The organism is Streptomyces sp. NPDC036815 (assembly GCF_055609205.1).
On sequence record NZ_JBVJPW010000006.1, the window covers coordinates 122,842 to 136,059 of the forward strand.

At 71.3% G+C, this 13,218-nt stretch carries 14 protein-coding genes; 2 read left to right on the forward strand and 12 right to left on the reverse strand.

What is annotated here, in order from left to right:
* Positions 1-18: 18 nt before the first annotated feature.
* Positions 19-1,185 (reverse strand): glycogen synthase, encoded by a 1,167-nt coding sequence (gene glgA / locus ACZ69I_RS15460; protein ID WP_470832592.1) that lies wholly within the window; start codon positions 1,183-1,185, stop codon positions 19-21.
* A gap of 47 nt (positions 1,186-1,232) precedes the next feature.
* Entirely contained in the window at positions 1,233-1,955 is a 723-nt protein-coding gene (locus tag ACZ69I_RS15465) for a (2Fe-2S)-binding protein (protein ID WP_470832811.1), read from the reverse strand.
* A 259-nt stretch (positions 1,956-2,214) separates the two neighbouring features.
* Between ACZ69I_RS15465 and ACZ69I_RS15470 the strand changes: the two genes are divergently transcribed.
* On the forward strand, positions 2,215-3,318 hold the full coding sequence (locus ACZ69I_RS15470; RefSeq protein WP_470832594.1) for a DMT family transporter: 1,104 nt from the start codon (positions 2,215-2,217) through the stop codon (positions 3,316-3,318).
* Between the two features lie 32 nt (positions 3,319-3,350).
* On the opposite strand, the gene ACZ69I_RS15475 is transcribed toward ACZ69I_RS15470, so the two are convergent.
* From ACZ69I_RS15475 to ACZ69I_RS15500, 6 genes are all read right to left on the reverse strand, one after another.
* A complete protein-coding gene (locus tag ACZ69I_RS15475) occupies positions 3,351-4,628 on the reverse strand; it encodes a transglycosylase family protein (protein WP_470832595.1) in 1,278 nt (425 codons plus the stop codon).
* A 122-nt stretch (positions 4,629-4,750) separates the two neighbouring features.
* On the reverse strand, positions 4,751-5,737 hold the full coding sequence (locus ACZ69I_RS15480; protein WP_470832596.1) for an acetylxylan esterase: 987 nt from the start codon (positions 5,735-5,737) through the stop codon (positions 4,751-4,753).
* 207 nt (positions 5,738-5,944) lie between these two features.
* The gene (locus ACZ69I_RS15485; protein ID WP_470832597.1) at positions 5,945-6,163 is read right to left on the reverse strand and encodes a hypothetical protein; all 219 of its coding nucleotides are present in this window, start codon (positions 6,161-6,163) and stop codon (positions 5,945-5,947) included.
* A 176-nt stretch (positions 6,164-6,339) separates the two neighbouring features.
* Positions 6,340-6,978 carry an aspartate/glutamate racemase family protein gene (locus tag ACZ69I_RS15490; protein WP_470832812.1) on the reverse strand — a complete coding sequence of 213 codons (639 nt, stop codon included), beginning with the start codon at positions 6,976-6,978 and terminating at the stop codon, positions 6,340-6,342.
* Between the two features lie 72 nt (positions 6,979-7,050).
* Complete coding sequence (panD, locus tag ACZ69I_RS15495; RefSeq protein WP_467675207.1) at positions 7,051-7,482, reverse strand: aspartate 1-decarboxylase; 432 nt, start codon at positions 7,480-7,482, stop codon at positions 7,051-7,053.
* Positions 7,483-7,746: 264 nt separating this feature from the next.
* Entirely contained in the window at positions 7,747-8,262 is a 516-nt protein-coding gene (locus tag ACZ69I_RS15500; protein ID WP_470832598.1) for an EF-hand domain-containing protein, read from the reverse strand.
* A gap of 528 nt (positions 8,263-8,790) precedes the next feature.
* Between ACZ69I_RS15500 and ACZ69I_RS15505 the strand changes: the two genes are divergently transcribed.
* Positions 8,791-9,453: a class I SAM-dependent methyltransferase gene (locus ACZ69I_RS15505; protein ID WP_470832600.1), complete on the forward strand. Its 663-nt coding sequence runs from the start codon at positions 8,791-8,793 to the stop codon at positions 9,451-9,453.
* Positions 9,454-9,516: 63 nt separating this feature from the next.
* Here ACZ69I_RS15505 and ACZ69I_RS15510 read toward each other — a convergent pair whose 3' ends face one another.
* From ACZ69I_RS15510 to ACZ69I_RS15525, 4 genes are all read right to left on the reverse strand, one after another.
* Positions 9,517-10,566, reverse strand: coding sequence for an HAD-IIIC family phosphatase (locus ACZ69I_RS15510; protein WP_470832814.1), 1,050 nt, complete (start codon positions 10,564-10,566; stop codon positions 9,517-9,519).
* 140 nt (positions 10,567-10,706) lie between these two features.
* Positions 10,707-11,906: an acyl-CoA dehydrogenase family protein gene (locus ACZ69I_RS15515; protein WP_470832816.1), complete on the reverse strand. Its 1,200-nt coding sequence runs from the start codon at positions 11,904-11,906 to the stop codon at positions 10,707-10,709.
* A 19-nt stretch (positions 11,907-11,925) separates the two neighbouring features.
* Positions 11,926-12,210, reverse strand: coding sequence for an acyl carrier protein (locus ACZ69I_RS15520; RefSeq protein WP_470832818.1), 285 nt, complete (start codon positions 12,208-12,210; stop codon positions 11,926-11,928).
* Between the two features lie 41 nt (positions 12,211-12,251).
* Positions 12,252-13,190 carry a 3-hydroxyacyl-CoA dehydrogenase family protein gene (locus ACZ69I_RS15525; protein ID WP_470832602.1) on the reverse strand — a complete coding sequence of 313 codons (939 nt, stop codon included), beginning with the start codon at positions 13,188-13,190 and terminating at the stop codon, positions 12,252-12,254.
* Positions 13,191-13,218: the final 28 nt, after the last annotated feature.

Sequence of the window (13,218 nt, forward strand, 5' to 3'; positions counted from 1 at the left end):
AGGCCCCCTACTTGTCGGCTATCTGTCGGCGTGCAGGATCTCCTCGTACACCTCGACCGTGCGCCGGGCGACCGCGTCCCAGCCGAACTCCCTGAGCACGCGGTGGCGCCCGGCCGCGCCCATCGCGGCGGCCCGCTCCGGGTCGGTGGCCAGCCTGTTCAGGAGCAGCCCGAGGTCGTGCTCGAAGCCCTCCGGGTCGCTCTCCTTGTACGGTACGAGCAGTCCCGTCGTCCCGTCGCTCACGACCTCCGGGATGCCGCCGACCCGCGAGGCGACGACGGCCGTGCCGCACGCCATCGCCTCCAGGTTGACGATGCCCAGCGGCTCGTACACCGAAGGGCAGACGAACACGGCGGCGTGGGTGAGCAGTTGCACGATCTCCGGGCGCGGCAGCATCTCAGGGATCCACTGGACACCCGCGCGCGCCCGGCTCAACTCCTCGAAGAGAGTGCGGAACTCGACGTCGATGCCGGGGGTGTCCGGCGCCCCGGCGCACAAAACGATCTGAAGGTCGCGGTCCAGCTTCCGTGCCGCGCGCAGCAGATGGGGCACGCCCTTCTGCCGGGTGATCCGCCCGACGAAGAGGACGTACGGCCGGTCCGGGTCGATGCCGAGCCGCTCCAGTACGTCGGTGCCGGGGTCGGGACGGTACAGGGCGGTGTCGATGCCGTTGTGCACCACGTGCACCTTTGCCGGGTCGACCGCCGGATAGCAGGCGAGGATGTCCTCGCGCATCGCGCCGGACACCGCGATGACCGCGTCGGCGGACTCGGCCGCGGTGCGCTCGGCCCAGCTCGACAGGGCGTATCCGCCGCCCAGTTGCTCGGCCTTCCAGGGGCGCAGCGGCTCCAGGGAGTGCGAGGTCATGACGTGCGGGATGCCGTGCAACAGCTTGCCGAGGTGCCCGGCGAGTGCGGCGTACCAGGTGTGGGAGTGGATCAGATCGCGTCCGGCGAGGGCCGCCGCCATGGAGAGGTCGACGGAGAAGGTGCGCAGCGCGTCGTTGGCGCCGTCGAGCGCGGGCCAACCCCCGTGGCGCACGAGACCGTCGGCCGCGCCCTCCCCCCAGCAGTGCACGTCGAGGTCGACGAGTGCGCGCAACTCCCGTGCGAGGAACTCGACATGGACACCGGCTCCGCCGTAGACGTCCGGCGGATACTCCCGGGTGAGCAGTCCCACCTTCACGCAGAACCCTCCGTCGTCCGCCCGATGCCGGCCGCGCCATCTCATGGTCACCCAGACGGGGCCTCGGGGGAAGACCGCTGCGGCGGGCGTTCGAAGCAGCAGTCGCCGCACAACCCGCCGCCGGGGCACCGGTAGTAGAGGCAGCAGCTGCGCCGCCGGAAGGCGGTGCCCCGCAGCGTGCCGGTGCCGGACAGGTCGGGGTGGTCGAAGAGCTCGGCGGCCAGTTTCCTGGCCCGCTCCCCGACGTCGGGGCGCCCCGAACGCGCCGCCCAGCCGTGCAGTTCACGCACCGCGCCCGCGAGCGCGGAGCCCGCGTTGCCCCACAGGAGCCCGGCGGAGACCCGGTACCGGTCGCGCAACGCGGCGGAGAGCGGCGCCAGATGGCCGTGCTGCACGACCTGCCGCACGGTCCCGGCATCGCCGGGCAGCGGGCGTACGTCGCTCAGCCACAGGTCGTCGGGCGAGGTGCCGTCGGCGTCCCAGCACAGCAGCGCGGGGTCGAGGTCGGGCACCCTGCCGTACAGCGCGGCGGAGCCGAGCGCGACGGACCAGAGCCGGGCGGCGAGCCCCAGCTGGGCCACGGACACCGCGATGCGGTCCTCGGGCGCGCCGAGCCGTTCCGCGACCTTGCGGACACGGAACGTGAGCGGGTCGGTGCCGGTCGTGGGCGTCGCGTACGCCTCCGCGAGCGGCCGGGCGCCGCTGTCGTGCGCCGGAGCGCCGCGCAGGGCGAAGAATCCGCCGACGGTACCGAGTTCTGCCAGGTCGATGAGGGTGGTCACGACAGAAGTACAGCAAGTCCCGCGCCGCCGGGCGGCCTCGGGGTCGCCATGAGGGTCACTCTCCGCGCCCAGGAGGTAACCCCTCTTGGGGAGGACATGGGAAAGGTCGTACTCCATCGGCAGTAGGACCAATTGCCTGCTCAGGTACGACGACTCAGAGGGCTTCCGGAGTCATTCTTGTCAGTATGGAAGCAGACCGTTCGCCAGACCGGGAACACCGGACGCACCGCACCCCGCGGAGCACCTCATGAGTGCTCTGGCGCTGTCCGTGCTGCTCTCCCTCGTCTCAGCCGTGGCGTACGCCGGCGGGGCGATCCTCCAGGAGCGCGTGGCGGCGACGTCGACGGGACAGGGGTACGCGCCGCTGCGCCGGGGTGTCTGGTGGACCGCGATCGCCCTGAACGGCCTGGGCGCCCTGCTGCACGTGGTGGCGCTCGCCTACGGTCCGCTCAGCCTGGTCCAGCCGCTCGGCGCGCTGACCATCGTCTTCGCCCTGCCGATGGCCGCCGTGTTCGTACGGCGCCGGGCCGGGGCCACCGCCTGGCGGGGCGCGCTCATGGCGACGCTGGGGCTCGCCGGCCTCCTGTCGCTCACCTCGTCGTCCGACTCGCAGACCCTGGCCGACGCGGAGCGCCTGATGCTCGCCATGGCCACGGGCGGCGGCGTGCTCGCGCTGATGGTGGCGGCGCACGCGGTGCACCGCCACCCCGTGATGCGCAGCGTGCTCCTGGCCTGTGCGGCCGGTGGGGCCTTCGGCATCGCGTCGGTGTTCACGAAGACGGTGGCGGTGGACTGGGACCGGGACGTCGCGCTGCTCGAACAGCTGCCGACCCTCGGGGCGATCGCGGTGCTCGCGGCGGCCGGTGTGCTGCTCTCGCAGGCCTCGTACCGGGGCGCGGGCCTGGCGGCTCCGCTGGCGACGGTGACCGTCGTGAACCCGGTGGTGGCGGCGGCGGTCGGTCTGACCCTCTTCGGAGAATCCTTCCGCCACGGCGCCGCGGGCGCGGTCCTGGCGCTGGCCTGCGGGGTCGTCGCCGCGACCGGCCTGGTCCTGCTGACGACCGAGCGGATCGCGCGGGAGACGTCGACGGCGGCCGTCGCCGAGGGGCGTCCGGTCGCACAGGGTGGTCCGGTGGCGCAGGGTGGCCCGGCCTCGCGTCGGCCGACGGAACAGGGCTCCTCCGGCTCCGGTTCTCCTTCCGCTTCTGCTTCCGCATCCGGGGCGGCGGACGGCCCCGGGCCGCGCCCCACCGCGGACGTGCTGCCCGCCGTGCCGTCCCAGCAGCCGCCGACGGCCCACCGCAGGAGTCGGCCGCGACACCAGGGGCGGCACGAGCGGATGGTGTCCTGACGCCGACCGGCCCCGCCGGTCGCAACGACCTGTCAGATCCGCACGCCGCGCGCCCGCAGATAGGCGAGCGGGTCGACGTCGGAACCGAAACCGGGCCCCGTCCGCACCTCGAAGTGCAGATGCGGGCCCGTGCTGTTGCCCGTCGACCCGGACCTCGCGATGCGCTGCCCGGCGCCGACCTGCTGTCCGGCTCTCACGGAGAGCGCCGACAGGTGGCCGTACTGGCTGTACTTCCCGTCGGTGTGACGGATGACGACTTGGTAGCCGTAGCTGCCGCCCCAGCCCGCGGAGACGACCCGGCCTGCGGCGACGGCCTTCACGGAGGTCCCGGTGGACACGGGGAAGTCGACGCCCGTGTGGTAGCCCTTCGACCAGGAGCCGCCGGCCGCCCGGTACGGGGTGCTGGGCGAGGCGGCTACGGGGGCGACGGCTCCCGGCGCGGACGCCTGTGAGGAGCGCGGCTTCTCGCGCTTCTTCTCCGCGGCGGCCCGCTCGGCGGCCCGCCGCTCGGCTGCCTTCTTCTCGGCGGCCCTCTTCTGGGCGGCCTGTTTCTCTGCGGCCCGCTTCTCCGCCGCCCGCTTGTCAGCCGCCTGTTTCTCCGGCGCTTCCTGCCGGGGCCGCGCGTCGGGACGGTCCCCAGGGCGTTGCTTGACGGCACCCTGCCCGTGCACCGAGAGCCGCTGCCCCGGCGTGATCAGGTCGGGGTCGTCGCCGATGACGCGGCGATTGGTGTCGTACAACTGCTGCCAGCCGCCCCGGATCCGGCGTTCGCCCGCGATGCCGGAGAGGGTGTCGCCGCGGATCACCGTGTACATCTCGGCGGTGCCCGCGGTGGACTGCGGGGTCACCTCGGGCTTGACGTCCTTGACGTGGCGCCCTGACCGCTCCGGCGCGGCGGGGGCGCGGGCCGGGGTGACCTCGGGTGTGCCGCCGCCCCGGGCGAGCCCGGCCCTCGACGAGCACACCGGCCAGGCGCCGGGGCCCTGGGCATCCAGCACCTTCTCCGCGACGGAGATCTGCTGGTCCTTGGTGGCGCGGTCGGCGCGCGGCGCGTGGGCCGTGCCGCCGTACGCCTCCCAGGTGGACTGCTTGAACTGGAGGCCGCCGTAGTAGCCGTTGCCGGTGTTGATGCTCCAGTTGTTGCCGGACTCGCAGGCCGCGACCTTGTTCCAGGTGTCGACGTCGGCCGCGCCCGCGGTGCCCGCGACGGTCAGCGGGAGCGCCATTCCGGCGCCGCCCGCCGTGACGGTCAGCGACGCGCGGTTGATGCGGTTCGGCTGATACCGGCGGTGCCGGCCCCGTACGGCCATTGGGAGCTCCCTCGGACACGCGTCATCACGGATCGCGCACAGCGGACACACGACAAGCCCGCAAGCTAGCCGGTCGGACCAATCCGTGACAAGAGCCGGGTGCATAGGCCGGGTTGAGCGTCTCAGCGCCTCAAGTACCCCTTCAGCCACCGCAGTTGGACGCCCTGCTGGTAGGGGCCACCGCCCTCGTGATCGTTGAAGCCGTACACCTCCATCGAACGCTCGCTGCCCGCATAGGCGTTGAAGGCGGCGAACACCGTGGACGGCGGGCAGGTCTGGTCCTGCAGGGCGGCGGAGAAGAGCGCGGGCGCCCGCCCCCGGGCGGCGAAGTGCACGCCGTCGAAGTACGAGAGGGTCGTGAAGACGCGCTCCTGGCCGTCCCTGCGCGCCTTCAGGTAGAGCCCGATCTCGCTGTACGGCGGCCGGTCCGTGAGCGTCGTCGCCCGCGGGAAGTCGCAGAGGAACGGCACGTCGGCCGCGACGGCGGCCAGATCCGGCACGAGCCCGCCGACCGCGAGGGCGACGCCGCCGCCCTGACTGACCCCGAGCGCGGCCACCCGCGTGGCGTCCACCAGCGGATGGGCGCGGACGGCTTCGACGGCCCGCACCGCGTCGACGTACAGGCGCCGGTAGTAGTAGTCGTGCGGGTCCTCGATCCCGCGGGTCATGAACCCCGGGTACGCGGGGCCGCTCCCCACCGGGTCCGGGGTGTCGCCCTGCGCCCAGCCGCCGCTGCCCTGGCCCCGGGTGTCCATCACGAAGTGCGCGTACCCTGCGGCGGCCCACAGCAGATGCATGTGGGGCAGCCCGCGTCCGCCGCCGTAGCCGATGTACTCGACGACGGCGGGCAGCGGCCGCTCGGCCTCCGCCTCCGCTCCGGCGGGCAGAACCAGCCATCCCTTGACCGGGTGCCCGCCGAATCCGGCATACGTGACGTCGAAGACCCGTACACCCGTCAGAGGCAGCTCAACCGCCTCGAACCGCGCGTCAAGACCGTGCCGGCGCGCCTCTTGCAGCGTCTTCTCCCAGAAGGCGTCGAAGTCCCTCGGCTCGGGCAGGTCGGGACGGTAACGGCGCAGGTCGTCGAGGGGCAGATCGAACTGGGGCACCGGCGGCTCCTCCTTGGCAAGGACGTGGAGAGATCACGTTATGCCAGGGGCGCCCACGCCCGACAGGGAGTCTTACCGGCCAGGGCGGCCGGGAGAAGGCAGGGGCAGGGGCAGGCGTAGGGACCGGAAGAGGCCCCGGGCAGCCGACGGCGGGCGTGGACTCACAGGTCCGCGCCCGCCACCAGTACGTCGGCTGCGTCGGCCGCCTCAGCGCATCGGCCCCGGCTGGGGCTCGGGGGCCGGGTCGGGGCCCGGCGGCTGGGGAATCGGGGAGGGCGGCGGATCCGGGGTCGGCCGCGGCTCCGGGTTCGGCACGGGGTCGGGCCCCGGGAAGGGCCTGCCCGGCTCCGGCGGCACGGGGTCGGGGTCCGGGAACGGCTTGACCGGCCCCGGGGCCGGTGCGGGATCTGGGTACGGGTGGGTCATTGCACTCCTCCAGCAAGTGGTACGCCAGCGGCTCCTCCCCGCGTACCCGACGCCCCCGCGCCCAAGCCTTCCACGGTTCGGCGGTCCGTGCCCGGGGCGGAGTCGGTGCTCCGGTACGTCCGGGTCTCCCGGGATTCCGTGTGCTCTCGGAGTTCCCTGGGCCCCCGGAGGCCGCGCTACCCCGACATCAGGGCAACCGTCGCAGCGAGACCCGCCCGGGGGCTGGACAGCACCGGCACCCGGACATCCGTGACGAGCGCTTCCGCCCCGGCCATGGAGGCCTGTGCGAGCACGACGACATCCGCGTCCCGCACCGCGCGCACCGCCCGGGCCACGCCCTCGACGTACCCCTCGGGGTCCCCCGCCTCGAACCTCTCCCACACCGCTTCGACCAGCTCGGCCCGCACCGAGACCTCCCGCCCGGCCCGCCGCGCCTCCTCCTCGACCAGCGCCGAGGTGGGCCCAAGGGTCGACGCGACCGCCGCGAGCACGACGACGCGAGGCCCGGCGGCGACGGCCGCGGCCGCCATCGGCCGGTCGACCCGGACGACGGGAACCCCGAGGTCCGCCCCGGCCGCTTCGGCGATGCCCCCGATGGTGGAGCAGGTGCACAGCACGGCCCCCACTCCGTCCCCGACGACCCTCACCAGGGCGTCCCGAACGTCCGGGGCGACCGCGTCAGGCCCCTCCCGACGGGCCCGCGCAAGGAGCTCTTCCGCCACGTGGTGCCGGAGCTCCACCCCCGGGTGTGCCGCGTCCCGCAAACCGTCGAAGACGGGTACGTGGACGGGGGACGTATGCAGAAGCCCCAGCATCGCCGTTTCCCGCGGGACACCACTCATCGCTCTCCTCGTAGCCGGAGCCTGCCCGGGGCCCGAGAGGACGGATCAGGCGGAGACCCGGCGGCGGCTCGACGGATTGCGCACCATGTCCGGATCGCCCGGCACGGCTTCCGCCGGATCGTCCCCGAGGGCCACGATGCGATTGCCCTCGTCCACGTGGACGACCCGCGGCCGCAGCTCCCGCGCCTCGGCGTCCTCGACCTGGGCGTAGCTGATGATGATCACTTTATCGCCGGGGTGAACGAGGTGGGCGGCCGCACCGTTGATCCCGATGACCCCGCTGCCCCGCTCCCCCTCGATGGTGTACGTCTCCAGGCGGGCGCCGTTGGTGACGTCGACGATGTGGACGAGCTCGCCGGGCAGCAGATCGGCGGCGTCAAGAAGGTCCGCGTCGATGGTGACGGACCCGACGTAGTGCAGGTCGGCCTGGGTCACCGTGGCGCGGTGGATCTTGGACTTGAACATGGTCCGCAGCATGAAGCTACTCCTGGTCCTAGGCTCCCTGCCTGCGTTTTTGCAGGTCAAGGGCTGTTCCCCCAACTTTACAGCGAGTCGCGTACGGACGTCCGTGACCACCGTCACTCCAGGTCGATACGCACCGATAAGCATTCCCTGGGTTCGACGCGCGGAATTTCATGTCACATAAAACAGACTTGCCCGGTCGCGCGCCGACGTGCGGCGTTCGACCGGGCAAGCCCTCATTTCAGACCGGACTGCTTCCGGACTGTTCCCGGTGAGGTGTTACCGGAATTCTCCGAAAATGAACCCGCTCAGGTACTTGTGCAGCTCTTCCTTCGACAGATCGCCGCTGCGGTCCGTGTCCAGTTGGTCGAACGTTCCCTCGATCCGTTCCTGGGGAACACCCCACGCGCGGTGGTAGCGCTCGAACTCGCTCTTCGAGACCTTGCCGTCGCTGTCGGCGTCGAACAGCTTGAAGAGCTGCTCGGTGAACGGAGCCATGGTGCGCTGGACCGCTGACGGCTCGGCGTCCGCGTAGAAGTCCACGTACTCCTTGCGGCTGATCTTGTCGCCGGCGCTCAGGCCGATGTCGGAAACCACGCCCTCCCACAGCTGTTTGGTCACCCGACGGAAGTCCTCGTGCGGCTGCGAGCCGGTAGCGAAACCGAACCGACCGACTAACTGCTCGGCCAACGACTCGATGTCATCGATGCCCAGTTCGCCGCTACCGTCGCGGTCCATCAGATCAAATGCCTTGCTCACCCTGCTGCGTTGGCTCTCGGTTTGTTCGATGCTCACTTCCCGTACCCACCTCTCTGCCAGGTCCGGCGATCATTTCGGTGAATCGTAGACACCCCGGCAAAGACTGTTCAATGGTCGGGTTGGGTGCACGTAATGATGGCCGGATCAAGCGACTCACCCCCGTTCTCGGCGACCTGAAATTCCGAATTGCATCGCATCCGATCCATCACTCGCGGCCATTTCGTATCTGGAGTCCCACGACTGTCCCGGAACCCCGGACCGGCCCGGACGGGCGTCGGACGCGATGTCGCCGTCGTGGCCGTAATCGTCCGGGTCCGAGGCCGATATCAGGCCGTGCATGGTGGCCGAGCGGCCGTTGAGTCCTCGGGTGCTCGGGTGTTCAACAAGGCTGGCGGGCCGTGATGCCCGAGAGCGGCCGGAAGTACTGCGCGTGCGGGGATTCCGGTCATCTTCCTTACCTGTTCGGCTACTTCGGGAGTCGGTCACGTTATTCGCTGCTACGGTCGTGAAGGGGTTGCGTTCAGTGCGCAGACAAGAGGCAGACAAGAGAAAGGCGTTGCCTTTATGGCCCATCAGATCGGCTCTACCGAGAACCTCCTCGCCTACGTCAGGGACGTGTCCCTTCGCGACGACGAGATCCTGAGAGAACTGCGGGAGGAGACGGCGCAGTTGCCCGGTGGCACGACCCTTCAGGTCATGGCGGAAGAAGGCCAGTTACTGGCTTTGCTCGTCCGGCTCACTGGGGCTCGAACGGTGCTGGACCTCGGAACCTTCACCGGTTACAGCGCTCTCTGCATGGCTCGTGCGCTGCCCGCCGACGGCAAGGTCGTGACATGTGACGTCACCGACCGGTGGCCCGACATCGGCGCCGCCTATTGGAAACGGGACGGCGTCGACGACCGTATCGAGCTGCGTGTCGGGGAGGCGTCGAATACCCTGGACGATCTTCTCGCGGAGCGGGGTGCCGAGGCGTTCGACTTCGTGTTCATCGACGCCGACAAAGCCAACTACCGGGCCTATTACGAGAAATCACTCACGCTCACCAGGAGCGGCGGGCTTCTGGTCATCGACAATACGCTCTTCTTCGGGCGCGTAGCGGACCCTGAATTCGACGACGCGGACACCGTGGCGATTCGCGACCTCAATACGGCGCTCGCCGCGGACCAGCGCGTGGACATCTCCCTTCTGCCGATGGCGGACGGCATCACCCTGGCCCGCAAGCGCTGAGTCGGGGCGAGGCGGCTCCGGGTGCGTTCGGCGTTCGTACCGGGGCCGCCCTCGCGGCTCGGGTCAGGTCAGGGCCGCCGCGCTCACCTTGATCGTCGTGGACTCCGGGCGTGGCGCGGGCCGCAGGTGCAGGCGTTGGAGGTCGTTCGCCGCCTGCGGGAGGGTGGCGACGCAGGAGCACGGGTCGGCGTCCGTGAACCCCGCGAAGCGGTAGGCGATCTCCATCATGCGGTTGCGCTCGGTCGGCCTGAAGTCGGCCACCAGATGGGTGTTCGCTCGGGCCGCCTCGTCGATGAGCCAGTTGAGAATGGTCGCGCCCGCGCCGAACGACACCACGCGGCAGGAGGTGGCCAGAAGTTTGAGGTGCCACGCCTGTGGGCGGCGCTCCAGGAGCAGTACGCCGACCGCGCCGTGCGGGCCGAAGCGGTCCGTGAGCGTGACCACCAGGACCTCGTGGCCGGGGTCGGTGAGGAGCCGGCGCAGGTCGGCGTCGGAGTAGTGCACCCCGGTGGCGTTCATCTGGCTGGTGCGCAGGGTGAGTTCCTCGACGCGCGACAGCTCCACGTCGGTGGCCCGGCCGATGCGCATCTCCAGTTCGAGGGAGCGCAGGAAGTCCTCGTCCGGTCCGGTCGCTTCGTCCCGGGCGGCCTCGCGCCGGAAGCCCGCCTGGTACATCTGGCGGCGTCGCCGGGAGTCCACCGTCTGCACGGGCGGGGTGAACTCCGGGCGAGTGGGCAGGAGTTGGGCGGCCTCGGCCTCGTAGCAGCGGACCTCGGGCAGGTGGTGGGTGACCTCGGCGCGTTCGGCGGGCTGATCGTCGATGAAGCCGACGGTGGTGAGTGCGAAGCCCAGCGTGTCGGCGATCCGGCGTACGGAGTCCGACTTGGGTCCCCAGCCGATCCGCGGCAGCACGAAGTACTCGGCGATGCCGAGCTTCTCCAGGCGGGCCCACGCCGTCTCGTGGTCGTTCTTGCTGGCGACGGACTGCAGGATGCCGCGGGAGTCGAGCTCCACGACGACCTCACGGATCGCGTCCGGCAGCGTCACCTCGCCGTCCTCCAGGAGAGTGCCCTGCCAAAGGGTGTTGTCGAGGTCCCAGACCAGGCATTTCAGTACGGGGGTCGGGGCAGGGGGCGGCGTAGGCGCCGGGGGCCCGACCGGCGCCTCGTGCGTCCCCGTGGCCGAGGTGGCCGACGGGGTCGACACGGCCGCCGTGGGCGAGTTCGCTCCGGATGTCGTCACTCCGATTCCCTTCACACGCTGTTGCCGAGGACGTGGCGGGCCAGCATCAACTGGCACATCTCATTGCTGCCTTCGATGATTTCCATCAGCTTGGCGTCACGGTGGGCGCGGGCCACCACGTGCCCGTCCTGAGCTCCCGCGGAGGCCAGGATCTGGACGGCGGTGGCGGCGCCGCGGGCCGCGTTGCGCGCACTGACGTGCTTGGCCATGACGGTGGCCACGACCTGCTCCGGTGAGCCGTCGTCCCAGCAGCGCGAGGCGTGCTCGCAGGCCCGGGTCGCGCTCTGCTCGGCCACGAAGAGCTCGGCGAGATGGCGGGCGACGAGCTGGTGCTCGCCCAGTACGGCGCCGAACTGCTCACGTGTGGCGGCGTGCCGGGCGGCGGCCGTCAGACAGCCGCGCAGAATGCCGACGCACCCCCAGGCCACGGACATGCGGCCATGGGCGAGGGCGGTGGTGACCAGCAGTGGCAAGGGCAGCGACGAGCCGCCGAGCACGTGCGCGGCCGGAACACGTACCGCGTCGAGGGTGATGTCCGCGTGCCCGGCCGCGCGGCAGCCCAGGGGGTCGGCGACGCGTGTGACGCGGACGCCAGGGGTGTCCGCGGGGACGACGACGGCCACCGCCTCGTCCCCGCTCGGCACGCCCGCGTCGCCGTTCCCGTCACTGCCGCTGTCGGTGTCGCCGTCGTACTTGCCGAACAGGACGAGCAGGTCGGCGTAGTGCGCGGCGGTCACCCAGACCTTGTGTCCATCGAGGACGACCGCGTCGCCGTCGCGGCGTACGCGGGTTGTCATGGCGGACAGATCGCTGCCGGCGCCACGTTCGCTGAACCCGGCCGCCGCGAGGTCGCCGCCGGTGAGCCGGGGCAGGAACGCCGCACGCTGCTCGGCCGTGCCGAAGCGCTCGATGGTCCAGGCGGCCATGCCCTGCGAGGTCAGCACGGACCGCACCGAACTGCACAGGCTGCCGACGTGCGCGGTGAACGCGCCGCCTGCCGCGCTGGACAGGCCCAGCCCGCCGTACGCGGACGGCACCTGCGGACACAGCCGCCCGGCGGCGCCGAGCTTCCGCAGCAGGGCTACGGGCAGCAACCCCGCACGGTCCCAGGCATCGGCCTCACCGGCCACCAGGGCGGTGACCTCGGCGATCGCCTCCTCCAGGGCAGCCGCCTCCCCCAGGCCGGGTGAGCCGGGCCGTGGCACGTCCATCACCGGGTCACTCACCGGGTCATTCACCGGTTCCTCCGGCCGCCGCCGTCCTGAGCCGCAGCACGAGCGCCGTCATCGACACGACCGTACGGAAGTTGTCGAGCCGCAGGTCGCCGCCGCGGACGGAGACGCCGAAGGACTTCTCCAGGTGCACGACGAGCTCCATCGCGAACAGTGAGGAGAGCCCGCCGGAGGCGAAGAGGTCCGCGTCGGTCTCCCAGGAACGCTTGGTGCGTGCCTCCAGGAAGCGCAGGATCTCCTTCTCGATGGCCTCCGGGGCCTCGGGGGCCTCGGGGGCCTCCATGGGCTTCATGGGCTCCATGGCCTCCGCGTCGAAGCTGTTCATCAGTTCTCCTCCTGGTACGCGTAGAATCCGCGGCCGGTCTTGCGGCCGAGTTCGCCCTGCCGGACCTTGTCGAGCAGCAGGTCGCAGGGGCGGCAGCCCTCGTCTCCGGTGTGCTGGTGCAGTACGCGCAGCGAGTCCACCAAGTTGTCGATGCCGATCAGGTCGGCGGTGCGCAGCGGTCCGGTGGGGTGGCCGAGGCAGCCCTCCATCAGGGCGTCGACCGCCTCGACCGTCGCGGTGCCCTCCTGCACGACCCGGGCCGCATCGTTGATCATCGGGTGCAGGACGCGACTGGTGACGAAGCCGGGGGCGTCCCGTACGACGACTTGGGTGCGGGCCAGGGCGGTGAGCAGAGCGCTGACGGCGGTCATGGTCCCTTCGCCGGTCCGGGCGCCCCGGATGACCTCGACGGTCGGAATCAGGTAGGGCGGGTTCATGAAGTGCGTGCCGACAACGTCCTCGGCGCGCTCCGCGTGTCCGGCGAGCTCGTCGATCGGGATGGACGAGGTGTTCGAGATCAACGGGGTGCCGGGGCGCACCCGGGCCGAGACCTCCGCGAGGGCCTTCGCCTTGAGTTCGGCGACCTCGGTGATGGCCTCGACGACGGCGGTGACGTCGCCGACGCCAGTGGCGCTGGTGGCCAGTTCCAGGGCGCCGGTGTCGGCGGCGGCCGGGAGGCGGCCCATCAGCTGCGCCGTGCGCAGCTCGCGGTCGATGTCGTCCCGGGCCCGGTCGAGTCGCTCCTCGTCGACGTCGACGAGCAGGACCGGTACGCCGTGACCGAGCGCGAGGGCGGTGATGCCGACCCCCATGACCCCGGCGCCGAGGACGGCGATCCGGTGGGGTCCGGCGGCGGGCTGCGGGCCGGGATCGAGGGGGGTGCGCGGGTCGGGGTGGTTGATATTCGGGTCGGGCCGGCTGTGCGGCGCTCGCGTCATGCGCCTCTCCTAGCGTGCTGAGGGGACA

Bases quoted from the DNA above. Each gene is read 5' to 3' on its own strand.
- ACZ69I_RS15470 (WP_470832594.1), top strand. From the start codon at position 2,215: ATGAGTGCTCTGGCGCTGTCCGTGCTGCTCTCCCTCGTCTCAGCCGTG.
- ACZ69I_RS15475 (WP_470832595.1), bottom strand. From the start codon at position 4,628: ATGGCCGTACGGGGCCGGCACCGCCGGTATCAGCCGAACCGCATCAAC.
- ACZ69I_RS15485 (WP_470832597.1), bottom strand. From the start codon at position 6,163: ATGACCCACCCGTACCCAGATCCCGCACCGGCCCCGGGGCCGGTCAAG.
- ACZ69I_RS15490 (WP_470832812.1), bottom strand. From the start codon at position 6,978: ATGCTGGGGCTTCTGCATACGTCCCCCGTCCACGTACCCGTCTTCGAC.
- panD (WP_467675207.1), bottom strand. From the start codon at position 7,482: ATGCTGCGGACCATGTTCAAGTCCAAGATCCACCGCGCCACGGTGACC.
- ACZ69I_RS15505 (WP_470832600.1), top strand. From the start codon at position 8,791: ATGGCCCATCAGATCGGCTCTACCGAGAACCTCCTCGCCTACGTCAGG.
- ACZ69I_RS15515 (WP_470832816.1), bottom strand. From the start codon at position 11,906: ATGGACGTGCCACGGCCCGGCTCACCCGGCCTGGGGGAGGCGGCTGCC.
- ACZ69I_RS15520 (WP_470832818.1), bottom strand. From the start codon at position 12,210: ATGGAGGCCCCCGAGGCCCCCGAGGCCCCGGAGGCCATCGAGAAGGAG.
- ACZ69I_RS15525 (WP_470832602.1), bottom strand. From the start codon at position 13,190: ATGACGCGAGCGCCGCACAGCCGGCCCGACCCGAATATCAACCACCCC.